The 25,894-nt window shown below is 27.4% G+C and carries 25 protein-coding genes; 8 read left to right on the top strand and 17 right to left on the bottom strand.

Annotated features, from left to right (window positions below; all coding sequences use genetic code 11):
• Nucleotides 1–17 precede the first annotated feature (17 nt).
• Nucleotides 18–659: a response regulator transcription factor gene (locus SHK09_RS04495; protein WP_319809582.1), complete on the top strand. Its 642-nt coding sequence runs from the start codon at nt 18–20 to the stop codon at nt 657–659.
• Here the strand turns inward: SHK09_RS04495 and SHK09_RS04500 are convergent.
• Complete coding sequence (locus tag SHK09_RS04500) at nt 656–2,839, bottom strand: RecQ family ATP-dependent DNA helicase (protein WP_319809583.1); 2,184 nt, start codon at nt 2,837–2,839, stop codon at nt 656–658. The genes SHK09_RS04495 and SHK09_RS04500 overlap by 4 nt on opposite strands.
• Before the next feature lie 137 nt (nt 2,840–2,976).
• Here SHK09_RS04500 and SHK09_RS04505 point away from each other — a divergent pair, with 137 nt between their 5' ends.
• From SHK09_RS04505 to lptB, 4 genes are all read left to right on the top strand, one after another.
• Complete coding sequence (locus SHK09_RS04505) at nt 2,977–3,945, top strand: KpsF/GutQ family sugar-phosphate isomerase (protein WP_319809584.1); 969 nt, start codon at nt 2,977–2,979, stop codon at nt 3,943–3,945.
• Nucleotides 3,945–4,772 carry a twin-arginine translocase subunit TatC gene (gene tatC, locus SHK09_RS04510; protein ID WP_319809585.1) on the top strand — a complete coding sequence of 276 codons (828 nt, stop codon included), beginning with the start codon at nt 3,945–3,947 and terminating at the stop codon, nt 4,770–4,772. The genes SHK09_RS04505 and tatC overlap by 1 nt, the downstream gene beginning before the upstream one ends.
• Entirely contained in the window at nt 4,747–5,097 is a 351-nt protein-coding gene (locus SHK09_RS04515; RefSeq protein WP_319809586.1) for a carboxymuconolactone decarboxylase family protein, read from the top strand. Before tatC ends, SHK09_RS04515 begins: the two co-directional genes overlap by 26 nt.
• A gap of 111 nt (nt 5,098–5,208) precedes the next feature.
• Nucleotides 5,209–5,946: an LPS export ABC transporter ATP-binding protein gene (gene lptB / locus SHK09_RS04520; RefSeq protein ID WP_319809587.1), complete on the top strand. Its 738-nt coding sequence runs from the start codon at nt 5,209–5,211 to the stop codon at nt 5,944–5,946.
• A 77-nt stretch (nt 5,947–6,023) separates the two neighbouring features.
• On the opposite strand, the gene SHK09_RS04525 is transcribed toward lptB, so the two are convergent.
• A complete protein-coding gene (locus SHK09_RS04525; RefSeq protein ID WP_319809588.1) occupies nt 6,024–6,746 on the bottom strand; it encodes a CDP-alcohol phosphatidyltransferase family protein in 723 nt (240 codons plus the stop codon).
• 106 nt (nt 6,747–6,852) lie between these two features.
• Here SHK09_RS04525 and SHK09_RS04530 point away from each other — a divergent pair, with 106 nt between their 5' ends.
• The 3 genes from SHK09_RS04530 (at nt 6,853) to SHK09_RS04540 (ending at nt 10,168) form a co-directional block, all read left to right on the top strand.
• Nucleotides 6,853–7,836, top strand: coding sequence for a YheT family hydrolase (locus SHK09_RS04530; RefSeq protein WP_319809589.1), 984 nt, complete (start codon nt 6,853–6,855; stop codon nt 7,834–7,836).
• 71 nt (nt 7,837–7,907) lie between these two features.
• Nucleotides 7,908–8,978, top strand: coding sequence for a PorV/PorQ family protein (locus tag SHK09_RS04535; RefSeq protein ID WP_319809590.1), 1,071 nt, complete (start codon nt 7,908–7,910; stop codon nt 8,976–8,978).
• Between the two features lie 5 nt (nt 8,979–8,983).
• Nucleotides 8,984–10,168, top strand: coding sequence for a DUF4105 domain-containing protein (locus SHK09_RS04540; protein ID WP_319809591.1), 1,185 nt, complete (start codon nt 8,984–8,986; stop codon nt 10,166–10,168).
• On the opposite strand, the gene SHK09_RS04545 is transcribed toward SHK09_RS04540, so the two are convergent.
• The 15 genes from SHK09_RS04545 to neuB all read right to left on the bottom strand — a co-directional run bounded on the left by SHK09_RS04545 (nt 10,148) and on the right by neuB (nt 25,854).
• Nucleotides 10,148–11,527, bottom strand: a complete 1,380-nt coding sequence (locus SHK09_RS04545; protein ID WP_319809592.1) for a sugar transferase — start codon at nt 11,525–11,527, stop codon at nt 10,148–10,150. The two genes, SHK09_RS04540 and SHK09_RS04545, sit on opposite strands and share 21 nt — an antisense overlap.
• Nucleotides 11,527–12,267: a glycosyltransferase family 2 protein gene (locus SHK09_RS04550; protein ID WP_319809593.1), complete on the bottom strand. Its 741-nt coding sequence runs from the start codon at nt 12,265–12,267 to the stop codon at nt 11,527–11,529. Before SHK09_RS04550 ends, SHK09_RS04545 begins: the two co-directional genes overlap by 1 nt.
• Nucleotides 12,260–13,549 carry a phenylacetate--CoA ligase family protein gene (locus SHK09_RS04555; protein ID WP_319809594.1) on the bottom strand — a complete coding sequence of 430 codons (1,290 nt, stop codon included), beginning with the start codon at nt 13,547–13,549 and terminating at the stop codon, nt 12,260–12,262. Before SHK09_RS04555 ends, SHK09_RS04550 begins: the two co-directional genes overlap by 8 nt.
• Nucleotides 13,549–14,562, bottom strand: a complete 1,014-nt coding sequence (locus SHK09_RS04560) for a glycosyltransferase family 4 protein (RefSeq protein WP_319809595.1) — start codon at nt 14,560–14,562, stop codon at nt 13,549–13,551. The genes SHK09_RS04555 and SHK09_RS04560 overlap by 1 nt, the downstream gene beginning before the upstream one ends.
• Complete coding sequence (locus tag SHK09_RS04565) at nt 14,549–15,874, bottom strand: O-antigen ligase family protein (protein WP_319809596.1); 1,326 nt, start codon at nt 15,872–15,874, stop codon at nt 14,549–14,551. The genes SHK09_RS04560 and SHK09_RS04565 overlap by 14 nt, the downstream gene beginning before the upstream one ends.
• A gap of 1 nt (nt 15,875) precedes the next feature.
• A complete protein-coding gene (locus SHK09_RS04570) occupies nt 15,876–16,952 on the bottom strand; it encodes a glycosyltransferase (protein WP_319809597.1) in 1,077 nt (358 codons plus the stop codon).
• A complete protein-coding gene (locus SHK09_RS04575) occupies nt 16,945–18,066 on the bottom strand; it encodes a glycosyltransferase (protein WP_319809598.1) in 1,122 nt (373 codons plus the stop codon). The genes SHK09_RS04570 and SHK09_RS04575 overlap by 8 nt, the downstream gene beginning before the upstream one ends.
• On the bottom strand, nt 18,066–18,452 hold the full coding sequence (locus SHK09_RS04580; RefSeq protein WP_319809599.1) for a serine acetyltransferase: 387 nt from the start codon (nt 18,450–18,452) through the stop codon (nt 18,066–18,068). Before SHK09_RS04580 ends, SHK09_RS04575 begins: the two co-directional genes overlap by 1 nt.
• Before the next feature lie 168 nt (nt 18,453–18,620).
• A complete protein-coding gene (locus SHK09_RS04585; protein ID WP_319809600.1) occupies nt 18,621–19,757 on the bottom strand; it encodes a glycosyltransferase family 4 protein in 1,137 nt (378 codons plus the stop codon).
• 4 nt (nt 19,758–19,761) lie between these two features.
• Nucleotides 19,762–21,162, bottom strand: a complete 1,401-nt coding sequence (locus tag SHK09_RS04590) for a hypothetical protein (protein ID WP_319809601.1) — start codon at nt 21,160–21,162, stop codon at nt 19,762–19,764.
• Nucleotides 21,163–21,195: 33 nt separating this feature from the next.
• A complete protein-coding gene (locus tag SHK09_RS04595) occupies nt 21,196–21,987 on the bottom strand; it encodes an SDR family oxidoreductase (RefSeq protein WP_319809602.1) in 792 nt (263 codons plus the stop codon).
• The gene (locus SHK09_RS04600; protein ID WP_319809603.1) at nt 21,977–22,675 is read right to left on the bottom strand and encodes an acylneuraminate cytidylyltransferase family protein; all 699 of its coding nucleotides are present in this window, start codon (nt 22,673–22,675) and stop codon (nt 21,977–21,979) included. Before SHK09_RS04600 ends, SHK09_RS04595 begins: the two co-directional genes overlap by 11 nt.
• A complete protein-coding gene (locus SHK09_RS04605) occupies nt 22,672–23,664 on the bottom strand; it encodes a Gfo/Idh/MocA family oxidoreductase (RefSeq protein ID WP_319809604.1) in 993 nt (330 codons plus the stop codon). Before SHK09_RS04605 ends, SHK09_RS04600 begins: the two co-directional genes overlap by 4 nt.
• A 23-nt stretch (nt 23,665–23,687) precedes the next feature.
• Nucleotides 23,688–24,821 (bottom strand): UDP-N-acetylglucosamine 2-epimerase, encoded by a 1,134-nt coding sequence (neuC, locus tag SHK09_RS04610; protein ID WP_319809605.1) that lies wholly within the window; start codon nt 24,819–24,821, stop codon nt 23,688–23,690.
• Nucleotides 24,814–25,854, bottom strand: a complete 1,041-nt coding sequence (gene neuB, locus SHK09_RS04615; RefSeq protein WP_319809606.1) for an N-acetylneuraminate synthase — start codon at nt 25,852–25,854, stop codon at nt 24,814–24,816. Before neuB ends, neuC begins: the two co-directional genes overlap by 8 nt.
• Nucleotides 25,855–25,894: the final 40 nt, after the last annotated feature.

Raw genomic sequence — 25,894 nt, forward strand, 5'->3', positions numbered from 1 at the left:
TGAATAAAAATAATAGTATGATAACAATAATAATGGCAGAAGATCATCAAATGTTAATAGACGGAGTAATTTCTTTCTTTGAATATGACGACGATATAAATATTATTGGAAGTGTAAATGATGGTGAAGCATTGGTAAAATTAGTTGCACTTAAACAACCAAAAATGGTAATTACAGATATTAGAATGCCAAAAATGGATGGAATTGAAGCTACAAAAATTATAAAAAAACAGTTTCCTCATATTAATGTCTTAGCAATGACAATGTTTGATCAGCCAGAAGCAATTAAACAAATGTTAGATGCTGGTGCAACTGGCTATATTTTAAAAAATTCTGGTATTAAAATGTTATCAAAAGCAATTATTGCTGTTTCACATAACGAAACTTTTTTTGATCCCAATGTTGCCTTCAATTTTATGAATAATTATATCGATAAAAATGTTACAATTGGCACATCTGATAAGATTGTTTTATCTAATAGAGAAAAAGAAATTTTAGCTTTAATTGCAAACGGAAAAACGTCTAAACAAATAGCAGAAAGTCTTTTTCTTGCAAAAACTACTATCGATACTCATAGAAAAAACATAATTCGAAAATTAGATTTATCTTCTGGTAGCGATTTAATTAAATATGCAATCGATAAAAAATATCAATTTTAATTGGCTACTTCGTTTGTAAATTTAATTCTCATCAAGCGCAATTCATCTTCATCATAATCACCATCAAATTCATCTAGAGCTTCTTGTATACTATCTGTTTCAGCTTCCATAAAATACTCATGAATTTCTTCTTGCTGATCTTCATCTAACAAATCATCTATCGCATAATCGATATTTAACTTTGTTCCAGAAAAAATAATTGCTTCCATTTCTTTAATTAAAGCAGTCATTTCTTTTCCTTTAGATTTTGCAATATCTTCTAAAGGTAATTTTCTATCTGTATTCTGAATAATATATAATTTTAAGCCAGAATTAACACCTGTACTTTTTACAATTAAATCGTCTGGTCTTAAAATATCGTTTTCATCAACATAAGTTGTAATTAATGAGATAAATTCTTTTCCAAATTTTCTAGCTTTACCTTCTCCTACTCCGTGAACTTTAGACATTTCATCTAAATTTATAGGATACTTTAAAGCCATATCATCTAAAGATGGGTCTTGAAAAACAGCAAATGGAGGAACTCCTTGTTTTGTTGCTACTTTCTTACGTAAATCTTTTAATAGTTTTACAAGAACAGCATCTGAAACTCCACCAGAAGATTTTGCATTGGTAATAATAGCATTGTCATTTTCTTCTGAATAGGAATGATCTTCTGTCATCATAAAAGAAACTGGTTCTTCTATAAACTTTCTACCTTCATCTGTTAATTTTACAACACCATACTGTTCAATTTCTTTTTTAATAAAATAAACCACTAATACCTGGCGAATTAACGCCATCCAATATGCTGCAGACTTATCTTTACCAATACCAAAAAAGGGTTGTAAGTGTGTTTTATGAGACGTTAATAAAGCATTTTCTTTACCTATTAATGTATTAACAACTTCTTTAGATTTATATTTTTGAAGTGTTTGTTTAACCACAGAAAGTAATTTAACAACATCTTCTTTTGCTTCATGTTTTTTCTTCGGATTCCTAGAATTGTCATCCATATCTGCACCATCTCCATTTATGGCATCAAATTCTTCACCAAAATAATGTAACAAATACTTTCGTCTATTCATAGACGTTTCTGCATAACCAACAACTTCCTGTAAAAGTGCATGACCAATTTCTTGTTCTGCAACAGGTTTGCTAGACATAAATTTTTCTAACTTCTCAATATCTTTATAAGCATAAAAAGCCAAACAATAACCTTCACCATCATCTCGTCCTGCTCTACCCGTTTCTTGGTAATAGCTTTCTAAACTTTTAGGAATATCATGATGAATTACAAAACGAACATCTGGTTTGTCAATTCCCATACCAAAAGCAATCGTTGCAACAACAATATCACAATCTTCCATTAAAAACATATCTTGGTGTTTTACACGCGTTTTAGCGTCTAAACCAGCATGATAAGGAACAGCATTTAATCCGTTTACTTGTAATATCTGCGCAACTTCTTCTACTTTCTTTCTACTAAGACAGTAAATAATACCAGATTTACCAATACGTTGCTTTACAAAACGAATAATATCTTTTTCTACTTCTTTAGTCTTTGGTCTTACTTCATAAAATAAATTAGCTCTATTAAAAGAAGCCTTAAATCTATTTGCATCCGGAATTCCTAAAGTTTTAAGAATATCTTCTTGTACTTTTTCTGTTGCTGTAGCCGTTAAACAAATAACTGGTACATCATCAATTGCTTTAATAATATGTTTTAAATTTCTGTATTCAGGTCTAAAATCATGTCCCCATTCAGAAATACAATGTGCTTCATCAATGGCAACAAAAGAAATCTTTTGTGTTTTTAAAAAAGTAACATATTCTTCTTTTATTAAAGATTCTGGTGCAACGTATAAAAGTTTTGTAATACCGCTTGCTATATCTTCTTTAACCTGAGCAATTTCAGATTTATTTAAAGAAGAATTTAAAACATGTGCCACACCATGATGTTCAGAAATACCTCTAATGGCATCTACCTGGTTTTTCATTAAAGCAATTAATGGCGAAACAACAATTGCTGTACCTTCTTGCATTAATGCAGGCAACTGATAGCATAGAGATTTACCACCTCCTGTAGGCATAATAACAAACGTATTATCTCTATCTACTATACTTTTAATAACTTGCTCTTGTAAGCCTTTAAATTTATTAAATCCAAAGAACTTTTTTAGAGGTCCATGTAAATCCATTTATAAAATATTCGTTTAACATTAAAAACAAAATACAAACCTTTATATAGTTTGATGAAACTATTTTTTATAGTAAATTTGCTTGTTTCTTAATCTAAAGATATAACTTTTTTTTATTCTGATAAAATACCAAACTATTGAAAAACTCAAACTCTATATTACAAACGGCAAAAGAAACCATATTATTGGAAAGTACTGCTATTGCGAATTTAGCAAATTTATTAGATGAAAACTTTGAAAAAGCAGTAAATTTTATATTAAATTCAAATGGAAGGGTAATTATTACCGGAATTGGTAAAAGTGCGAACATTGCTACAAAAATAGTTGCCACATTTAACTCTACAGGAACACCTGCAATTTTTATGCATGCAGCAGATGCAATTCATGGCGATTTAGGAAATGTACAAGAAAATGATGTTGTTATTTGTTTGTCTAAAAGTGGTAATACACCAGAAATTAAGGTTTTGGTTCCGTTAATTAAGAACTATGGAAACAAAATTATAGCAATTACAGGAAATGTAGATTCTTTTTTAGGAAAAAATTCTGATTTCCCATTAAATACCTTCGTAGAAAAAGAAGCGTGTCCTAATAACTTAGCACCAACATCTAGCACAACTGCACAATTAGTAATGGGAGATGCATTGGCGGTTTGTTTACAAGACTTAAGAGGCTTTTCTAGTAAAGATTTTGCAAAATACCATCCTGGAGGCGCTTTAGGAAAACGTTTATACTTAAGAGTTTCAGACTTAATTAAAAACAACCAAACTCCGTTAGTTAATGCTAATGACTCTATAGTAAAAGTAATTGTAGAAATTTCTGAAAAGAGATTAGGAGCTACCGCTGTATTAGAAAATGAAAATCTAATTGGTATAATTACAGATGGTGATATAAGACGAATGTTAAGTAAAACAACAGAAATTAATCACTTTACAGCAAAAGATATAATGGGTGCAAATCCCAAAACAGTGCATCAAGATGCTATGGCTATCGAAGCTTTAGAAAAACTAGAGAGTAACAGTATTACTCAAATTTTAGTGGTTGATGAGAAAGACAAGTACGTTGGAGTAGTTCATTTACACGATTTAATTAAAGAAGGAATTTTCTAATGGCAGAAAAACAAAAAGAAATGTCTTTTTTAGGACATTTAGAAGAATTAAGATGGCATTTAGTAAGAAGTGCATCTGCAATATTTATCATTGGAATTTTATTATTCATTTTTCAGAAAGAAGTATATGAGCATTTTTTATTAGCTCATAGAAAACCAGATTTTATAACATACCAAATATTCTGTGATTTCTTTAATTTTTTAGGAATGGATAGTACTTTCTGTAATGTAGCGTTTAGCGATAATTTAATCAGTTTAAAACCTACACAACAGTTAATGAATGCTATTTGGTCTTCCTTAATATTGGGTATAATTTTATCTTTTCCTTATTTATTATGGGAAGTTTGGCGCTTTATTTCACCAGGATTAACTAAAAAAGAAATTAGGAGTTCGAAAGGGTTTATTTTTATAGCTTCTTTTTTATTTTTCTGCGGAATCGCTTTTAGCTTTTATGTAATAGCACCAATATCAATACATTTCTTATACAATTACCAAATTACAGATTTAATTCAGAATAACTTTACATTAGATTCTCATATAGGTTTAGTTACCAATATGCTTCTAGGTGTTTCTGTTCTTTTTGAATTGCCTGTTTTAATTTATTTTTTAACAAAAATAGGTTTGGTAACTCCAGAATTTTTAAAAAAATACAGAAAACATGCGTTAGTTGTTGTGTTAATATTAGCAGCAATTATTACGCCTCCAGATATTGCGAGTCAAGTAATTGTAGCAATACCAATACTTATTTTATATGAAATAAGTATTAAAGTCTCTAAAATGGTGATTAAAAAACAAAAGAAAGATGCACAAAAAAGTACAAGAGTTTAATGACTACCGTTCTAAAATGAACGAAAAAATATTAGATTCGGATAATAAAGTAATTAAAAGAATTTTTAATTTAGACACAAACACATTTAAAGAAGGTCATTTACCTGTAAAAACTAAAGAATTGTTAGGTTTGGTAGCATCTGCAGTATTAAGATGTGATGATTGTGTACAATACCATTTAGAAGCAGCAAAAGAAAACGGAGTTACTACAGAAGAAATGATGGAAACAATGTCTATTGCTACTTTAGTTGGTGGTACAATTGTAATACCTCATTTAAGAAAAGCTGTAGAATATTGGGAAATGCTACATGAAACTGAAGCATAACTGTTTATTTGTATAATTTTTAATTGTTTAAGATGTCTTTAAGACTCTTAACAATGTAATTTATTACATTTACAAACATCAACAAGTACCCAATTAGACATTTTTAGAAATATGATTTTAAAAGCAGAAAATATTCAGAAAATCTACGGAAGTAGAAAAGTTGTACAAGGAATTTCTTTAGAAGTTCAGCAAGGTGAAATTATTGGTCTTTTAGGACCAAATGGAGCTGGAAAAACTACTTCTTTCTATATGATTGTTGGTATGATAAAACCAAATGCTGGTAGAATCTTTTTAAATGATGAAGAAATAACCCAAGATGCCATGTACAAACGTGCGCAAAAAGGAATTGGTTATTTGGCACAAGAAGCATCTATTTTTAGAAAACTGACGGTTGAAGATAATATTATGTCTGTTTTACAATTTACAGGACGTTCTAAAAAAGAACAAAAAATAAAATTAGAATCTTTAATTGAAGAGTTTAATATTGGCCATGTTCGTAAAAATAGAGGAGATTTATTATCTGGTGGAGAAAGACGTAGAACAGAAATTGCACGTTGTTTAGCTTCTGACCCTAATTTTATATTACTAGATGAACCTTTTGCAGGAGTAGACCCAATTGCTGTTGAAGACATACAAAGTATTGTAGCGCATTTAAAGGATAGAAATATTGGTATTTTAATTACAGATCATGATGTACAAGCTACTTTAGCAATTACAGATAAGACCTATTTAATGTACCAAGGAAGTATTCTAAAAAGCGGAACGCCAGAAGAGTTAGCTGCAGATGAAATGGTGCGTAAAGTATATTTAGGTAAAGATTTTGAACTAAAAAGAAAGAAGATATTCTAAGAAAAGAACAACTTCTTATTCATAAAAAAAGCATCAATATTAATTATTGATGCTTTTTTATTTTATAAATTTTATACTTATGCTTTCTTTTTATTAAGATTAGAAAAGATAGACAATACTACGTAAAAAGCTATTATTAAAGGAATCGATAAATATTGAAGTGTAATCATCATTACCAAAGAAATTAAAAGAAAGACATACTTTACTACATTATTCTTTATTGAATACTCTTTAAATTTTAAAGAAAACAAAGGAATTTCTGCATTCATTAAATATGTTAAAACTATAGTTATTGCTATTAAAAAGTAATTATTGGCTATTAAATTTTGAACAAATTCTACATTAGAATATTCTTGAATTAAAGGCAATGAAATAACAAATAAACTCATTGCAGGCGTTGGTAAACCTATAAAAGAATCTGATTGCCTAGTGTCTATATTAAACTTAGCAAGTCTGTAACACGCTCCTAAGGTTAACAACAAACCTACAAAAGATAAAAATCCGTTGTCCCAAATAGTGGTTTCAAAACTAAAGTCATTATTTAAATCAATTAAATTAAACATTATAATTCCTGGTACAACACCACTTGTTACCATATCTGCTAGAGAGTCTAACTGTTTTCCTAATTCACCAGAAACATTTAATAAACGAGCTGCAAAACCATCAAAAAAGTCGAAAAAGATTCCTATTGTAACAAACAATCCTGCGAAGACAAAATCTCCTTGAACAGCTAAAATTGTTGCAATTGTTCCGCATAAAAGATTACCAAGCGTTAATAAATTAGGAATGTGTTTTTTCATATTCTATTTTGATTAAAAGGCTAAAATAACAAATCCTATTTTGGTAATTTTCTAAAAATCTTTATTTTTTATGTATTTTTAAAAAATATCAATAATAATTGCACAAATGCCCATAATAACGTCTAACTTCTCTCCTACTTTACCTTTTAAAAACAGTCATTTTAATACAATGTACAGACCACTTTTTATGAAAGATGTTTGTAATTATAAACGTAAAAGAATTACAACTTGGGATAAAGATTTTATAGACTTAGATTTTTCTTTTGTTGGCTCTAAAACCTTAGTACTTTTAATTCATGGTTTAGAAGGAAGCTCAGAATCTAAATACATAGCTTCAAACTCTAATTACTTAAATAAAAAAGGATTAGACACTGTTTGCTTTAACTTAAGAAGCTGTAGTGGCGAAGACAATCTATTGCTTTCTACATACCATAGTGGTAAAACAGAAGATGTAGATTTTGTAGTAAACTATCTTTTAGACAATTATAATTACGATTCCGTTTTAATTGTTGGTTTTAGTTTAGGTGGTAATCTAACACTAAAATATCTAGGAGAATATCAACAAACACTATCAGAAAAAATTAAAGGAGGAGTTGCCGTTTCTGTGCCAATAGATATCGCTTCTGCAGAAATAGAAATGGAGAAATTAAAAAACAAATTATATATAGAAATGTTTTTTAAAACCATGAAAAATAAAATTTTAGAAAAGGCATATAAATTTCCTGAATATAAATTAGATAAAGAACAAGTATTTAAAGCAACAAAGTTTAAACACTTAGAACATCTATATACAGTACCTGTTTTTGGTTTTAAAAGTCCGGAAGATTATTGGAGAAAAGCAAGTTCTAAACCCTATTTAGCAAAAATTGATAGACCTACTTTATTAATTAATGCAAAAGATGATACTTTTTTGTCCGCAGAATGCTACCCAAGAAAAGAAGCCATACAATCTAATTATTTTTATTTAGAAATACCTGATTATGGAGGGCATTGTGGATTTATGAGTTCTTTTAAACCACAAGATAACAATTGGTTAGAAGAAAGAATTACAAGATTTATGGAAGAAAATATTCAAATAGAAATTTCTTAAACAATAACTTTGCAAAACAACTGTTATTTTAATAGTATTTAAGATATTTGTTATAGAAAAAATTTACGCTTTTGAAATTCAGAATTTTACTTTTATCCTTATTTTTTTCTTCTTTTTTAAATGCACAAGCGTTTAGAAACTACTCCAACGAATTTTTAAATATTGGTGTTGATGCTGCTGCTTTAGGAATGAGCAAAGCTGTAGTTGCTACAACAAATAATGTGAATTCTACTTACTGGAATCCTGCTGGTTTAGTAGGTATAGAAGATTACCAAGGCTCTTTAATGCATGCTTCTTATTTTGCAGGAATTGCAAATTACAATCATGCTGCGTTTGCAATGCCAATAGACAAAGAAAGTGCTTTAGGAGTTTCTATTATTCGGTTTGGTGTAGATGATATTCTAAACACTACAGAGTTAATAGATAGCGAAGGAAACATAGATTTTAATAGAATTAGTCTTTTTTCTGCTGCAGATTATGCTTTTAATATTGCGTATGCTAGAAATCTTATTTTTAAAGACGTAAAGTTTGGTGTAAATGCAAAAATAGTAAGAAGAACCATTGGTAATTTTGCATCTTCTTGGGGTTTTGGTTTTGATGTTGGTATTCAGTTTGAAAGAAATAATTGGAAATTTGGAATAATGGCTAGAGATATTACCACAACTTTTAATAGTTGGGCAATAAATAAGGTAGAATTTGAAAAAATTAAAGATGCTATTCCAGGACAAAACCAAGAATTACCACAAACTACAGAAATAACAAAACCCAAATTACAAATAGGTGCTGCTAGAGAATTTAGAATTGGCCGTTATTTTAATTTACTTACAGAAGTAGATTTAAATGTTCGTTTTGCAAAAACAAATGATATTTTTTCTTCTGAAACAGCAAGTATAGATCCTGCAATTGGCTTTCAATTAGATTATGATAACTTAGTTTATTTAAGAGCTGGTGTTGGTAATTTTCAAAACGAAACCGAATTCGATAATTCTAAATCGTTGTCTTTACAACCTAATTTTGGTGTTGGTTTTAATTACAGAGGAATTCAAATAGATTATGCATTAACAAATATTGGTAGTGTTGGTAATGCTTTATTTTCTAATATTTTTTCAATAACTTTCGATTATACTTTTCTTAGACCTTAATTTTTATGAAGAAAAAAATACTCTTTCTTTTACTACTTTGCCTTTTTTCAATTCAAAAAAACAATGCTCAAGTAAAACTTTCTGTATATTCAGAAATTTCTATTGTAACTGCAGGTCCTGGTGAAGAATTATATGAAAAATTTGGTCATTCTGCTATAAGAATTAAAGACCCTGTTTTAAATTTAGATCTTATTTATAATTACGGAATTTTTGATTTTAACAAACCTAATTTTCTTTTAAATTTTGCTCAAGGAAAAATGTATTATTTACTTGCTAGATATGATTTTAAATATTTTTTAGCCAGTTATAGAAAAGATAAACGTTGGTTGAAACAACAGGTTTTAAATCTAAATAAAGAACAAAAACAGCAAATTTTCTATTATTTAGAAAATAATGCACTTCCAGAAAATGCTACTTATTTATATGATCCTTTTTTTAATAATTGTGCTTCTAAACCTAAAGATATAATTAAAGAAATACTAAAAGAAAATGTAATATTAAATTCTGATAAAATTGAAGATAATAAAACATTAAGAGCTTTAATGAACAAAGAAATTACTTGGAATACTTGGGGTAATTTTGGCATTAATCTAATTGCAGGTACTATTCTAGACACTAATAGAAATCAATTAGAATATAACTATTTACCAGATTATCTATACAAAACAATTAAAAATGCAAAAGTTAAGAGTAATAATAAATTAAGCTCTTTAGTAAAAAGAGAAGATGTTCTATTAAATTTTGATGAAATAGGCAACTCGTCTCCCCTATTTAGTCCTTTATTAGTTTTTATCCTTTTATTACTAATTGTAGTTTTTATCACTTTTAAAGACCTGAAAAATAAGACTCGTAACAAATCTTTAGATTTCGTGATTTTCTTCGCTACGGGCTTAATAGGTGTAATATTAACCTACTTATGGTTGTTCTCATCTCATAAAACGGCTCCTAATAACTTTAATATTTTATGGGCCTTTCTACCTAATTTAATAATTGCTTTTTTACTAACAAAGAAGCAAACTAAAACTTGGCTTCAAAAATATGTTTTAATGCTTTTAATACTTTTAACGATGATTCCCGTTTTATGGATAGCTGGAATTCAAGTATTTCCTATCACAGTAATTCCTATCTTAGTATTGCTTTTTATTAGGTATTTGTTTATTTTTAAACAATTACTGCCCTCTATAAAATAATACCGTAGTTATTGTTTTTATAAGAATTTTAAAATCTAAAAAAGCACTTCTTTCTTTAATGTAATACAAGTCGTATCTTAACTTGGTTTCTTGTTCTTCAATTGTATTAGCATATGGGTAGTTTACTTGCGCCCAACCAGTTAATCCTGGTCTTACTACATGTCTTATAGAATAAAAGGGAATTTGCTCTTCCAATTCTTTTACAAATTCTGGTCTTTCTGGTCTTGGACCAATAATACTCATATCCCCTTTTAATATATTAAAAAACTGAGGAAGTTCATCTAAACGAGTACTTCTTAAAAATTTACCAAAAGCCGTTATTCTAACATCATTTTTTTGTGCCCAAACAGCTCCATTCTTTTCTGCATTGGTAACCATAGAACGGAGTTTAAATATCTTAAAATTATTTCCGTTTTGCCCTACTCTTACTTGAGAATAAAAAAGCGGACCTCTATTAGCTAATAGGTTACCTATTAAAAGAAAAGGAGATATACATAAAAATAAAATAAGTCCTAGAAAAGAAACAATTATGTCTGCAATTCTTAAACCAAAAAGATAAAACCTATTGGTATTGTTCTTACTAAAATTCATGTACTTATAAAAATTGTGTTCTAAGTATTCATTAGGTACTCTAGAATTTATCTCTTCATAAAAGTTTTCATAACTTGTTATATTAAAACCTTTTTGAAACAAAAAAATTAGTTCTTTATTTAAAGAATTTATCACATCTTTAGACAGACCTTGTTTAGATACAATAATTTCATTTATGCTGTTATCTGAATAAAATTCACTTAGACTTTCTGTATTTATATTTTTATAATTATCGATATTATCAATTTTTTTATCTGAGAAATAAGCTCTTAAATTATGAAAATTATCACCTTCAATCTGACTTATCATTTTTTCTATTTTATTAGATTTTCCAATAAAAATTACTGTTTTAAAGTACTTAGGAGAAAATATTACTTGAATATATATAAATCTCCAAAGAATAATTGGTAAAACTAAAATTAGAAACAGATAAGCAATTTGTAACCTATTACTAGGTAATACAGGAGTTAAGAATGGTGTAAAAATATAAAAGACAGTAGCTGCAAAAGCTGTAATTACAATACTTCTAACTACTAAATATCGATTATTAGAAATGTTTAAATTAAATAATTGAAAAATTTCACCAAAAATTAAATAATAAATAACCAACAATAATACCCAGCTAGATACATTTTCATTATTAAAATTAAAGTAATTAAATTCTAAAAACTCAAAAGATAAAAATAAACTAACAATAATTACTAGCGCATCTATAATTCTTAATAGAATTTTTCTTTCAGAAATATTAACGTATTTTTTTTGTTTCATTAAAACAACTTATTTATTACATTAGAGGTAACATAAAATAGAGATTGAATGTATGATAATTTTTCTACATTTCTATATAAATTCCAATTCCATTTTAACATTTCTATTTTATTATTAGATATAGAATTACTTCTATCTCTGTAACAAGAAAGAACTTCTTGTAAACCAAAAGCAAAATTTTCTTTCTTTAAGATCTTAAGCCACAAAGCATAATCTTGCCTTTTTCTAATTTCTGGCATGTAAACTTTACCTAAAGTAGTAACGTTATACATTGCTGTTAAACATCCTATTTTATTTGAATACAACATTTTTCTATAATCTAATTGAGGTTCAGATATAACAGTTTTCCCTAGATCTTCGCCATTTTCTTTTATTACTTTATAAGAAGTGTAAGTTAAATTATAATTATTTTTAATCATAAAATTAACTTGAAATTCTAACTTATCTTGTAACCATAAATCATCACTATCTAAAAAAGCTATAAAATCTCCTTTAGAAAGTTCTATTGCTTTATTTCTTGCTACACCAGCTCCAGAATTTTTTGCGAGTCTATATAATTTTATCCTATGATCTTTTTTTACAAAAGATTCAATAATTTTTATGCTATTATCGGTAGAAACATCATCTACAATAATTAGCTCCCAATTATTATAAGTTTGGTTTAAAACACTTGTAATTGTTTGAGATATAAATTCTGAAGAATTATAACTTGGTGTAATTATAGATACTAAATTATTCATTTATAGTAGAAATAAAGTTTTTTAATTTTCCTTTTGATACTTCTAATTTCACATTCGTTTTAATTGTAAAATTAATATCAGAATTAAAATATTTATAAATTTCTTTTTTTATTTTTTCTTCAATATTATCTTCTATTTTTTCTTGAATTAAAAAAATTAAAATCCCTTTTTTATCTTGAATTACTTGATAATTTAAATTAACATTTTCTGCTTTAGATATGTTTTTAAAGATATAATAAAGATACAAACTAGGGTAAGTATTTTCTATCCCTTGAATACTCTCTCCTATTCTACCTGTAACTTCTTCTATAATTAAATGCTTTTTACCACATGCACACTTTTTATCTTTAGAAGCTAAAGAAACATAATCTCCCAACTTATAACGAATTATAGGAAACGATTTCATCTGAAGATTTGTTACTAGAATTTCGTTATCAATTTCTTCAACAAAAACACCTTCCATATTAATGTGTAAATTACCTTCTGTACATTCAAAAGCTATAATTCCAGATTCTGTAGCACCATATTCACTTATCATTTTTGTACCAAAAGCCCTTTTAATTTCTTCTTGGTACCCTTCAAATATTTTTTCGGAAGTTCCTTTAATTAGTTTTAATTTAGTTGGTTTCGGTAAATTTAATTTATTTAACAAAACAGCTGTTTGATATATCATTGATGAATAGCCATGAATATATTTTGCTGTCTTTGTTTTTTTTATAAACTTTTTTAGTGATTTTTCTTCAAAACTAAAAATTCTGAATCTATTTTGTAATCTATCTAATATTTTGTTTTTCACCTTAGCAGTAAAAGAAAAATTAAAGCCCCAAAAATAACCATTTTTATCCCAAGGCTTTACATTGTACCAAGAATATCCTCTTTGAATTGCTGCTCTATTAAAAGAATCTGCGGTTTCTTCTCTATAAAATTTTAATGACTGTCCTGATGTTCCTGAAGTGCTTGCTAAGAACTTTTTCTTGAAATTTAAATTAGTATGAATTTCATTTGAATAATTAATTAACTCTTCTTTTGTTAAAATAGGAATTAATTTTATGTCACTTAACTTTTTTATATTATTAATATTTACATTAAATTTATCAAACTTATCCTTGTAATATGAAGAATTACTGTACGCTATATTTAATATTTCTTTTAGTTTTTTAAGTTGATAATTTTCTAATTCTTCTAAAGACCAGTTTTCAGAAGTTTTTAAAAAATTATAGGTTTTACCAAGAGAAGGATTTCTATATTTTTGACCAAGAAGATATATTAATTTGTAAAACATTATTTAAGTATTTCTAGCCACTTTTCTCTATTATTAACCCAACTAAATGTATTTACTTTTTTTCTAGCGTTAAAAGCTAAATTAGGATAATTACCCTCTAAAATAGATTTAATAGCAGAAGTCATTAAAATCTCGTTTTCTTTATCTACTAATACCCCATCTATCTTATTATCGATTAAGTAAGGAAGACCACCAACATTAGTACTAACAATAGGCAAGCCTAAAGCCATTGCTTCCATAACACTAACCGGAGTATTATCAAAATTAGTTGTATTTATAAAAACATCAAATTCTACAGATCTCTTATGCCATTCTTCCTTTAGAAGTACATCTGTAAACTCAACTGAATCTTCTAAACCTAATTTTTCAACCAAATCTAAACTCTTTTTATATGAATCATCTACAAAAGGCCCAACCATACAAAGTTTTGCTTTTGGAAAGTCTCTTTTTATTAAATTTAAAACCTTAACAGCAAGAGTTGGATTATAAATCTCTTTAAATGCTCTAACCCATAATAATTTTGGTGCTATTTTTTTTCTAATCTTAAAGTTATAATCTTCAATTTCTAAGATATTAGGTATAAATTGAGTTTTATATCCTTGTTTTTCAAATTCATTTTTTAAATAAAAAGAAGGAGCAATATTTCTAAATGAATTTTTAAATATTAATTGTGATAAGAAAGAATTCTTAGATATTCTATAAGGTAAGTTTCCGCCGTGTAATATTGGTATGTATTTTATCTTAAAAAACCTTGCTATTTGAGACGTTAATAATGCGTAATAAAAATTACTAGTACTAAATGTATCAATTAAAATATAATCTACCTTATTTCTTAATTTTATAACAGAATAGCACATAGAAATAAGCCTTAACAGTTTATTCTGCTTATCAGATGCAATTGAAACAGTAAAACCTTCTTTTATTAAAAGCTTAGACAATATAGTTAAAGTAGAATTATATTTTGTTTTTTTAGTAAGGTTATTACCTATATATAAAATGCTAATCTTCTTCATTCTCAGTTATTTTAATTAAACTGAGTGCATATATAAAACCAGGAAGCGCAATTCTCATTGCAGAATGATTAATTGTTAAAAACCAAATAGCGTAAAATGAAATAATAAATGCTTTTTGATAAAAATCACCTCTAAAAAAATTGAATAAAGGAACAATTAATAGCATAATTAATAAAAAAAAACCAATATAACCATGTTCTTCTAATAATCTACCAATCTCGTTATGGGAAGCTCCTGTTGTACCTTCACCTTTTTTAATTCTTTCATATTTACCATTACCTACTCCAATACCTAAAGGGTTTTCTAAGAAATTCTCTAATTGAATTTCGAGTATATCTATTCTACCAGTTGTAATATCTTTTTGTACTCCAATAGCATTTTTACCTGTATATCTATTATTTAGCATACCACCAGTTATTCCAGATGTATATATCCAAATTGCCAATGTAAAAAAAACAGAAACAAGGAAATATTTAAATAAAGTTTTAAAAGAAACCCTTTTGTGTAATAAAAAAAAGAAAGAAAATAATAAAAGAGAAATTACTGCAGTAATAATTCCTCCTCTAGAAAAAGTAAGTAAACCTCTGTAACTAAAATAAATTAAAAAGATTGAGTCTAAAAAAATATAACCAGATAGCTTCTCTTTAGAAAGCAAATAAACAGTTAGTACAAACATTCCTAAACCAATTGCCGTTGCAACTTGATTGGGACCAAAACCTCCTGAGGTAACAAAATTAGCTTCACCTCCAAAAGCAATTTCCTTTAGATCTGGTGTTCTAAAATATAAATAGCAAATCATAGAAAAAAGAGGCAGTAACATAAAAAAAAGTCCATCCATTAACTTTTTTTTACTAATTGGTCTTTGATATAAATATAAGGCTGAAATACCTAAAACAATAGGTCCACTTAAATTAAATACTATGTTTTTCCTCAGCGATTCTCCTTCTGGTACTTGAGTAAAAATAATTCCAAATAATAAAAGTAGTATATAAAATAGATATTGTACAGAAAATTTTTGTTTAAACCTACCTACGAAAACACCTAATATTAAGAATAAAATTACAGCATACTTTCCCGTTTCATATAAAATGAAACCTCCCGTCATTCTAATAAAAACTTCTGCTCCTACAATATAAACAGCAAACATAAATGCTTCTTCATTTTCATTTTTATTTAAGAAAATGATATAAATAGGTATAACTAAAACTAATAAACCATAAACCTTAGGAAAAAAAGGAAGGGTTCCTAAAAAACCAAAAAAGATGTGTAGTAAAATAAAAGTTAATTTATTCTGTAGTATTTTTTCTATCAAATTATAATTTATAAATATTTATAAGCTGTTTAAAAAAGCTTTCTTTAGAATAGTTATTTAAAACATTTGTATTAAATGCTTTAGAAAACATTCTTCTCTTATCCTCTGAATTTACTAATATATCTAATGCTTCAGAGAACTCTTTATGGTTCTTTGGTTTAACTATTAAACCTGATACATTATTTTTTACCACACTAGAGCACTCACCAACATCCGTTACAATAATTGGTAAATTAGCTAACCCATATTCTAACATAGCTATTGGCAAACCCTCAGATTTTGAAGATAAAACACCAATATTTGCTTGAGACAAAATATTATGAATATCAAAACAAGAACCATAAACAAAAATATGTTTTTCTAAACCTAAAGTCTTTATCAAGTTCATATTTTTTTTTGAATATTCACTTTCATCTATTCGTCCTACTAAATGTAATGTCCAATCTTTATTTTTTTTAATAAAATTAGAGAAAGCTATAATTAAATTTTCATGATCTTTTTCAGGTCTAAAGCTCGCTAAATGAACTATCCGTTTTCCTTCCTCACCTTTTAATTTTGTTATTTTTTCTTTATTACTAAAAAAAGCGAAGTTTTCTAGATAATAGACATTCTTAGTATAAAGTTTTTTAATTGCCCATAAGCTAAGAGCCTCATTCACATTTATAATAGAATGAAAAAAAATAGTTGTCATTTTTAAAATGAATAATTTAAACCCACTTAAATTTATATTATTACCATAATGATTGTGCCAAACAATTCTTATTTTAGGATACATTAACTTTATGCAAAAAGCAAAAAAAGAAGATGTAGCATGCGCATGAATAATAGAAACTTTATTATCCTTTAAATATCTTTTAAAATTGATAAGAGCTCTAAAATCAATTGTTTTTGTTCTATTTAAAAAAATATAATTTGATTTTCTTTTAATATTTTGTAGTAAAGGTCCTTCTTTTCTTGTAACACATATATGAGAGTTTAAGCCTTCTTCTGTTAGTCCATTTGCTATATTTACAGCCAAAACTTCTGCTCCTCCTGTTTCTAAAGTATCTATTATTTGTATAACCCCTAACTTATTCATTATTTATAAGTTTTTTTATCTCAACTTCAAATTTATCTAAAGTATAATTTTGCGACCACTCCTGTGCTTGCATAACTTTCTTTTGATACGCTGTATTATCATTTAGAATACTTATAATATTTTCTAGTAAAATTTTCTCATTAATATTTGCATCAACAACAATACCTCTGTTCCCGCTATCTAACATATAATTTACGCAAGAAACATTAGAGGCTATTGGCAAACATTTCCAAAACATAGCTTCCGCAACTACTTTTGGCCAGCCTTCCGATTTTGAAATGAACAATAAAAAATGTGACTTTATAAATGCTTTTTTAACTACATTTTTAGATTGATTGCCATGAAGTATAATATTTTCAGAAAGTGAGTTTAGATGAATATATTCTTGAATTTTTAAAAATTCTTCGCCATTTCCAAACATATCTAACTGTACATTATAACCTTTAGAAATAAGGTTTTCTATAATTCTAACACATAAAAATGGTTGTTTTCCTTTAGTAAAGGCACCAACAAATATAAATTTAATAATTCCTGTTAAACTTTTATTTTCTATTGGTTCAATTTCACTCTTATTATAAGAAGCTGTAAAAAAAGGAACTATATTTTTTGATTGATTCGCCCATTCTCCATAAACTAAAACTTTACAATTTCTAGTTAAAAATGAATTTGATAAAATCCATTTTTGAAGTTTATAACTTAAAGGTTGTTCGCTTTTTGGATCCCAATTGCCGGCATATTTTGAAGTTTTTGGAGTAAAAGGAAAAAATACTTGTATAAAACAGGCTAATAATCCTATACTTCCAGGGTTTCTTAAGTGAATATGATCTGCCTTCTTCATATTCTTAAAAAGCTTTAAAAGAATAAATGGTAATACTATTATACTTTTTAGAATCTCAAAAAAAGAAATTAAAGAAACTGAAGGTATAGATGAGACTTTCACATCTCTATTAAATGAATCAACTAAAAGGTCTTTTTTATATTTAGTTGGGGAAACTATTACAACATCATCAAAATATTTTATCCATAATTTCATTTCGTTTACATAGGGGGCATAAGAAAATAACTTATCTCCTTTTTTTAAAGTTGGCGCATCAGAAATAATTAAAAATCTCATTAAATATATCCTTTAGATCCTAAATTATTAATCATTTTTGCAGGTACACCTATTAGAGTAGAGTTATCACGAGCAGATTCAATCACCAAAGAATTTGCAGCGATTGCACAATTATTACCAATTATAATTTCACCTGCTATAACGGCATTTGCTCCAATATAAATATTATTACCAATTTCAGGAACACCTCTTTTATCCCCTCTTCCACTAACCCCTATAGTTACTCCTTGAGAAATATTACAGTTATTACCAATTATAGCATTTGCATTTATAATGATTCCACCAAAATGACCTATATAAAATGAATGACCTATCGAACAAGAATATGGTATAGAAATACCTGTTATAATTTCAATCCATTTTTGAAAAATTATTGATAGTAACAATAATGGTTTTTTAATGATACTTGATAACTTACTTTTAAATATATAGTTTGAAACTCTATAAACTAGAATAGCCCAAATACCTTGAGTAGTTAATATTAAAACTAAAGAGGATTTACCGCTATAGTTTTTATACTTTTTTATATCCGATTTAAACAAACACATTAAGACTTAATTAATTAATTTAGTATAAAAATTTAAATTTTTATTATATATAATTTCTGGAGAAAACTTCTTCAAAACTTTTTCCCTAGCACTTATTTCTATTTTCCTGTTTTCAGACCTATTAAGAAGAACCTTAACAACAACATCTGAAATACTTTTAACTTTTAACGGTTCGCAAAGGAATCCATTAACTCCATCATCTATTGTTTCTGGTCCTGGACCATATTTAGTAAAAACAACAACTTTTTCCATTGACATTGCTTCTGGAGCAACTAAGCCTTGTACTTCCATATGAGAAGGAAAAACACAAACTTCTGCAAATTCATAAACTTTTGGCAATTCACTGTAAGGTACTGGATTTCTGAAAGTAATTTTACTTTTAATTTCTTCAGATAATTGACCTAGTAACCAATTTTTATATGATCTACCATCTGGAAAAAACCAGTCTCTTCCATAAATATATAAATGTACCTCTGGAAATAATTTAATAATTGCTGGAATTGATAAACATAATTGTCTAATTCCTTTTTTTTCACAAATTGTACCTGCAAAAACGATGCTTCCTTTAATAATCTTATTTTGATCTGATTTATAAAATTGTTCTACTAAAATTGGATTATTAATTATAGTATTTGATTTAGCCTTAAAGTCTATAAACTTTAATGTCTGTGTTTGTACAAATTTTGATGTAGCAATAATAGCATCTGCTTTTCTAAAAGTTATTCTTTCCAATAAAGCTTTTTTCCAATTCAGTTTTTTATTTTCGAACGTATGAAAAAAATAATGCCCACCATGTAACCTAACAATTTTTTTTATATTTTTTGGAATATCTATAAAAGCAAAACCAGCCTCTTGTGCCTCTAGAATATCTATTTTATTTGTTACATTTATTTTATTAATTAAATTGCTTATTAATTTTAAGTTAAAATACCAAGAAAAGCCTTTTACATTTGATTTTTTTGCATAGTAAATTGAGACACCATTAATATTTGTATATATTTCATCTCCATTTTTTACACCTACTATAGAAACCTGATGACCATTTTTTATTAATAACTGTGAATAAGTTAGTAAAAATGTACCCGCTCCACCAAAAGAAATATTAGGCATAGGAAACTCATTAGAAATAAAACAAATATGCATTCTATTAATTATTATTTAAAATTAAATTTGATAATTGATCAGAATTATTATTTGTAGGATGTAATACAATTCTTCTTAACCATTCTTTTCTTTCTTTTCCTACTTTTTCTGGAGTATCAAGCCCTTCAAAAATTTTATTATAAATTTCATTTTTTTTATTAATCCAACCAACTGCTTCTATATCCTCCATACTTTTAAAATGTTCAAAATTAAAAACATCTTCAACTTTAAATTTAGAATCCTCAACAGGATCATAATTTAAATACAAACATGGCTTATCTAAAATTGCAAAGTCATGAGCCATAGTACTTCCAAGATTAATAACTAAATCAGAATGTTTTACTGTATTAACCAATAATCTATTATCATTTATAGTTGGATAAATAGTGGCAAAAGAATCACCATTTACTTTACCAGTTTTCCAATCTGGATCTATAGAAAAAACAAATTCTTTATATTTTTTTAACACAATATCAAATCTATCAGACATATCAACAGGGCATCTTCTAAAAAGAATTTGAGGTCTTCTGTTTTTATCTATTTTAGATATTTCTTCACAGATATCTTTTAAATAAACGGCGTCATAGGGTGATGAAATATCATTTCCAGAAAAACAGATTGTTTTTTTATTTTCATCTAACCCAAATTTATTTAAAAATACTTTTCTGTCTTCATATAGGTTAGCATAACTATAAAACTCAAATTGTGGTGTACCAGAAATTTTTACTTGTGTAGGAATAATTTCTGAATACAATTCTAATAATTGATTTTTCATTAAATTAGACCATACAAAATAGTAATCATATCTTGATATTAATCTTGCTTTCGGCACATTGTCCCATGAAAAGATAACCGTTGCAGTAGTTATACTATTTTTCTTTGCTGCTGTTATTATTGGAGAGGTTATTGGTGCTCTTTGGTGCAAATTTAAAACGATATCTGGCTTAAAATCTACTAATAAATTTTCTGTGGACTTTGAACTTTTACTTTTAGAAACCTCTTTTTCATAAAATCTATCCGCTTTTTTAATAAGTAAATACGAATTAGATAATAAATACCCTAAAACTTCAGCTATAAAGTACAAAATTTTCTTCTTAAAACCTTTTTTACTAGGGCTCCAAAACTTTAATATTGTTTTATTTTTTAATGTTTTTTCATTTCTTAAAAGTCTAGCATATGCTAATGTTTCTCTTAAAAGTCTAGCTTTTGGACTCTCTATAAAATCCGGGATTTTTTTAAAATTATTAATTTCCGGTTTATTTATTTTTATCTCTTCTATAGCAGAATCAGACAAATTATGATATACTAAAACTTCATTCCCTTCTTTTAAAAGATTGCTTGTAAAATTTGAAAAGAGGTAATTACGAACACCTACGCCATCTGGAACTAATAATATAACTTTCATATTTTTGAATGAGTTTAAAATAAGAATAAAAATTTACCAAGCAGTCCAACCACCATCTATTACTAAATTATGACCAATCATATGAGAACTAGCATCAGAAGCAAGGTATACAATACCACCTCTTAATTCATTTTTATTACTCATTCTTCCAATAGGATTCAGATTATTAAAACGCTCTAAAAATAATTCATCATGTCCATCAAAAATCCCCCCTGGAGTTAAAGAGTTTACACGAACTCCTTTTTCCGCTAACCAAGTAGCTGCATATTTTGTTAAAGCAACAACTCCATGCTTACTAACAGTATATGCAACAGGTTGAACGATACCAGTACCTGGATACATTTTATGATTTGGGCTAACAACTCCATATAAAGAAGCAATGTTTATAATTGACCCTTTACCTTGTTTTAACATTTGATTTCCAACAGTTTGACAACCCAAAAAAGTTCCTGTTAAATTCACATTCATAATTGAATTCCAATCGTCTAAAGAAAAGTTTTCAAAAGTTTTATCAAAAGCAGACGTTTTAGTACTATTTGTATAACCAGCATTATTAATTAAAATATCTAAACGACCTTCCTTTTCAACAATATTAGAAACAACTTCTTTCCAATTTTCTTTATTGGTAACATCTAGTTTTAAAGTAAATATATTATCATATTCTATTTTTACTGCTTTCTCTTTACATTTTTCTTCATTTATATCTGCTAAATAAACTTTTGCTCCGTGAGAAGCTAATGCGATTGCATGTTCAGACCCTAATAAACCAGCTCCACCAGTAACCAAAGCTATCTTTCCTGTTAAATCGAATAAATTATTTTCCATCTTCATTCATTAAAAATTCTACTAATTTAAAATCTAATTCTGTATCTATATCTATGGCTAAATTTCTTGGAATTGGAAAAATTCTACAAGTTGCATTAGACCAATGCTCGTAATTAAATAAAGCTTCTCTTTTTATAACATAAACAGCAGGAGTTAAACTGTAAACAATAGGGGATTCTTGTCTGTTTTTAATTGGTATTTCAGATTTCTTCACAATAACAGCTGTTCCATCCTTATTCTCTTCCATCATATTAAAATATGGATTTCTTTCAGGTTCATAACCCGTTATAATAACATCTGCATCTGTTTCTTTGGACAGTTTGATACAGCTATCTATATGTTCTGGTAATCTTCTTGGTACTGTAACATCTAAATCTACTAAATGGGTGATTTTTACCTTATTTTTTTCTTCGTATTCCAAAACAAGGCTTTGGAAAACTTCCCATTTTGAAGCATTATCAGTAGCTAATTCTGAATTTCTTTTAAATAGTTTTTCTTTCTCTAGATAATTACTTGACAAATCTAAAATTAAGTCGCTATCCGAAGAAATGATAACATCTTCTAAAAGTTTTGATGATTTTGCACAATTTATAGTATAACTCAAAAGAGGTTTACCTAATAAATCTCGATAATTCTTTCCTTTTACACCTTTAGAGCCGCCTCTCATACAAATACTACCAACTATCATAATTCTAAAAATTTATTTTCTTTATTCGATTTTTTTGCACAAACAACCATTTTTAAAGACTCTATAGAGTTATTTACTGTCGATAATCTTTCATCTAAATTATTAAAACTAGAATCCATAAAAGCTTTTATAATACTAACAAACCTATCATTTCTTTCAATATGAGTGAATATGAATTCTTGCCAAACTATATTATTATGTGTCATCCAAAGAACTTTACTTTCTTTATAATTCCATATTATAGTTCCTTGATCACCAATAATTTTGCATGTTCTGGAAAGTTCTTTTTGCAAATAATCTAAGGATATTGTTCCTAAAACACCTTGTTGGGTTTCTATAATATTTATGGAAATATCTTCTGTTTCTATTTCTAAATTACTAATCTGTTTATTCTTACCAAAAACACTTTTTATAGGTCCAAAAAGCCAATTAGTATAATCAAACTCGTGAATTAAATCTAACATTACACCACCACCTAGTGTTTTTTTTGCACTCATTCCTTCTCTGTAATCTTCATTTGGTCTCCAATCTGGCAAATACTGTCCAACTTCAACCTGAAAAGAACAAATTTTACCAATTGTATTTTCATGTAATAATTCTTTTACTTTTAATAAGCCTAAATCGAAATGTAAATCATACCCCACAACAACGTTCAAGCTAAATTGGGTAGCTATTTCATTAATTTTTAATGATTCTTCTACTGAATGTGTTACAGGTTTTTCTATATATATATTCTGAATATTATAATTAGAAATATCTAAAAAATCTTTAAAATGATTAGCAGTTGGAGTTGTAATAATTGCTGTATTAAAATCTTCATTTTTACAAGCTTCAAAAATTGATTTAAAAACTTTTAATTTAGAAAACCCCTTTAAAACATTAGCATTTCTTCTTACTAAACAAATATCTTTATAACCTAGAGAAATTAAATTTCTCAAGTGCCTTTGCCCAATAGAGCCTAAACCAATAATTAGTATTTTTTTTGACAAAACTCTAAACCTTTCAATTACTTTTATAAATCTTGAAATTGCTTTTGGCAATTTACATTCCATATTTCTATAGAACTCAACAAATGTAAGAAAACAGTATTGCTATTCCCTTCTCCAAATTCAGAAATATCAATATTTTTAGATTTTAATGCTATACTATTTTCTATTGCTTTTAAAATTTCTAATTTGTTATGTGCAACATTTAAAATTGAATTTCCTTTAGACCTATTGTTTTGCCTAGTACCAATGTCTATAGTTGGAACTTTATAAAATGGAGCTTCTCTAATACCTGCACTAGAATTACCTATTATAAAATCAGATTTTTGAAGTAACCTTAAAAAATATTCGAAACGTAAAGATGGAAATATCCTGAATCTAGAATTATTTTCTAATCGTTTATATTCTTGTAATATTTCTTCAGTGCCTAAATCATTATTAGGAAAAATAACAACATAGTTTTTACCTGATTCTAATAAACTATCTACAAAAATTGAAATTTGTTTTTTTATATCGTTATATTCGGTAGTTACTGGATGATACATAGCTACGGAATATTTATTAAAATTAATGCTATAATATTCTTTTACATTTTTTATTTTAGGTAAATTATTAGGATTCATTAAATCTAAATCTGGAGATCCAATTATATAAATAGAACTTTCTAACTCTCCCATTTGAATTAACCTTTTTTTAGCTTCTTCGTTTGACACTAAATGTAAATGTGATAATTTACTTACAGAATGCCTTATAAGTTCATCTATAGTTCCTGAAATTTCACCACCTTCGATATGGGCAACCAAAATATTATTTAAACTTCCAACAATTGCTCCTGCCAATGCTTCTACTCTATCACCGTGTACAATAATTAAATCTGGTTTCTGGGTAGCAATATATTCAGAAAACCCTTGTATTGTTTTTGCTAAAGTTCTGTCCATATGTTCAGCACCAACATGATTTTTAAAAGTAGAGACATTATTAAATCCACTTTTATATATTTCATTAACAGTTAAACCGTATTTATCATCTAAATGCATTCCTGTTGCAAAAATTTGAACATCAAAATCAGATGACTCCTGCGTTATTCTAATTAAAGATTTAAGCTTACCAAAATCTGCACGAGTACCTGTTAAAAAAACTATTTTCTTTTGATTACTCAATTTCAGACCAATTTAAATGTGCATCATCATTAATATCTATAGCTGCTTTTTTTCCTAAAATAGAATTGAATTCTTCTGCTAAAATCTCTCCTGTACCGGGTCTTTTTACCCACAAATTTTCTTTTGTAAAAGTTTCTCCTTTTTTAATTGGTTTAATTGTTACAACAGTCGCAAAAGCAAAATCTATAGTAACTTGCTCCTCTTTTGCTGGCCCTTTTGTACCACCACGCATTTGCCAAATTAAATTACTTCCTTCAATTAGTTCTTTACAATCATTTTCATCCATAGAACAAACAATATCTGGCCCAGTTCTTTGTTTATGATCTGTAAAATGACGTTCTAAAATTGATGCTCCAAGAGCAACTGCACCTAAGCAAGCGTGATTTGTTAATGTATGATCTGATAAACCAAATACGTTTTTAGGAAATGCTTCTGATAACTCTTGCATTGCGCCAAAACGTACTAGATGCACTGGAGTTGGATATAAATTTGTTGTATGTAATAGAGCTAAGGGTACATTTGCTTTTTCAAAAATAGCTACTGCTTTTGCAACACTTTTAATTGTATTCATACCTGTACTCAAAATTACAGGTTTATTAAATGATGCTATATGTTCTAACAACGGATAATTATTACATTCTCCTGAGCCAATTTTATATGCAGCAACATTCATTCTTTCTAACCTTTCTGCTGCAGCTCTAGAAAAGGGGGTAGAAATAAAAATCATTCCTTTACTTTCTACATAATTTTTTAAAGCAATTTCATCTTCTTCATTTAAAGCACAACGTTTCATTATTTCATAAATAGAAACATCTGCATTACCAGGAATTACTTTTTTTGCAGCACCACTCATTTCATCATCTACAATATGTGTTTGATGTTTTACACACTCTGCTCCTGCTTTATATGCAGCATCAACCATTTCTTTTGCTACTTGTAAAGAACCTTCGTGGTTAATCCCAATTTCAGCAATTACAAATGGTGTATAATCTTGTCCTATTTTTCTTCCTTGTATTTCAATATATGAATTCATTCAATAGTGCTTTTTTTATTATTTAAAACTTAATCTCTAT

The sequence above is a fragment of the Polaribacter sp. PL03 genome, from assembly GCF_033875165.1.
In the GTDB taxonomy this organism is placed as follows: domain Bacteria; phylum Bacteroidota; class Bacteroidia; order Flavobacteriales; family Flavobacteriaceae; genus Polaribacter.

What these genes read in the sequence shown, in the direction of transcription:
- SHK09_RS04595 (WP_319809602.1), bottom strand. Translation starts at nt 21,987, where the DNA reads ATGGAAAATAATTTATTCGATTTAACAGGAAAGATAGCTTTGGTTACT.
- SHK09_RS04570 (WP_319809597.1), bottom strand. Translation starts at nt 16,952, where the DNA reads ATGAATAAGTTAGGGGTTATACAAATAATAGATACTTTAGAAACAGGA.
- SHK09_RS04555 (WP_319809594.1), bottom strand. Translation starts at nt 13,549, where the DNA reads ATGTTTTACAAATTAATATATCTTCTTGGTCAAAAATATAGAAATCCT.
- SHK09_RS04515 (WP_319809586.1), top strand. Translation starts at nt 4,747, where the DNA reads ATGCACAAAAAAGTACAAGAGTTTAATGACTACCGTTCTAAAATGAAC.
- SHK09_RS04540 (WP_319809591.1), top strand. Translation starts at nt 8,984, where the DNA reads ATGAAGAAAAAAATACTCTTTCTTTTACTACTTTGCCTTTTTTCAATT.
- SHK09_RS04525 (WP_319809588.1), bottom strand. Translation starts at nt 6,746, where the DNA reads ATGAAAAAACACATTCCTAATTTATTAACGCTTGGTAATCTTTTATGC.
- SHK09_RS04585 (WP_319809600.1), bottom strand. Translation starts at nt 19,757, where the DNA reads ATGCATATTTGTTTTATTTCTAATGAGTTTCCTATGCCTAATATTTCT.
- SHK09_RS04600 (WP_319809603.1), bottom strand. Translation starts at nt 22,675, where the DNA reads ATGATAGTTGGTAGTATTTGTATGAGAGGCGGCTCTAAAGGTGTAAAA.
- SHK09_RS04500 (WP_319809583.1), bottom strand. Translation starts at nt 2,839, where the DNA reads ATGGATTTACATGGACCTCTAAAAAAGTTCTTTGGATTTAATAAATTT.
- lptB (WP_319809587.1), top strand. Translation starts at nt 5,209, where the DNA reads ATGATTTTAAAAGCAGAAAATATTCAGAAAATCTACGGAAGTAGAAAA.
- SHK09_RS04560 (WP_319809595.1), bottom strand. Translation starts at nt 14,562, where the DNA reads ATGAAGAAGATTAGCATTTTATATATAGGTAATAACCTTACTAAAAAA.
- SHK09_RS04590 (WP_319809601.1), bottom strand. Translation starts at nt 21,162, where the DNA reads ATGAAAGTTATATTATTAGTTCCAGATGGCGTAGGTGTTCGTAATTAC.
- SHK09_RS04530 (WP_319809589.1), top strand. Translation starts at nt 6,853, where the DNA reads ATGCCCATAATAACGTCTAACTTCTCTCCTACTTTACCTTTTAAAAAC.
- neuB (WP_319809606.1), bottom strand. Translation starts at nt 25,854, where the DNA reads ATGAATTCATATATTGAAATACAAGGAAGAAAAATAGGACAAGATTAT.
- SHK09_RS04550 (WP_319809593.1), bottom strand. Translation starts at nt 12,267, where the DNA reads ATGAATAATTTAGTATCTATAATTACACCAAGTTATAATTCTTCAGAA.
- SHK09_RS04545 (WP_319809592.1), bottom strand. Translation starts at nt 11,527, where the DNA reads ATGAAACAAAAAAAATACGTTAATATTTCTGAAAGAAAAATTCTATTA.
- SHK09_RS04575 (WP_319809598.1), bottom strand. Translation starts at nt 18,066, where the DNA reads ATGAGATTTTTAATTATTTCTGATGCGCCAACTTTAAAAAAAGGAGAT.
- tatC (WP_319809585.1), top strand. Translation starts at nt 3,945, where the DNA reads ATGGCAGAAAAACAAAAAGAAATGTCTTTTTTAGGACATTTAGAAGAA.
- SHK09_RS04495 (WP_319809582.1), top strand. Translation starts at nt 18, where the DNA reads ATGATAACAATAATAATGGCAGAAGATCATCAAATGTTAATAGACGGA.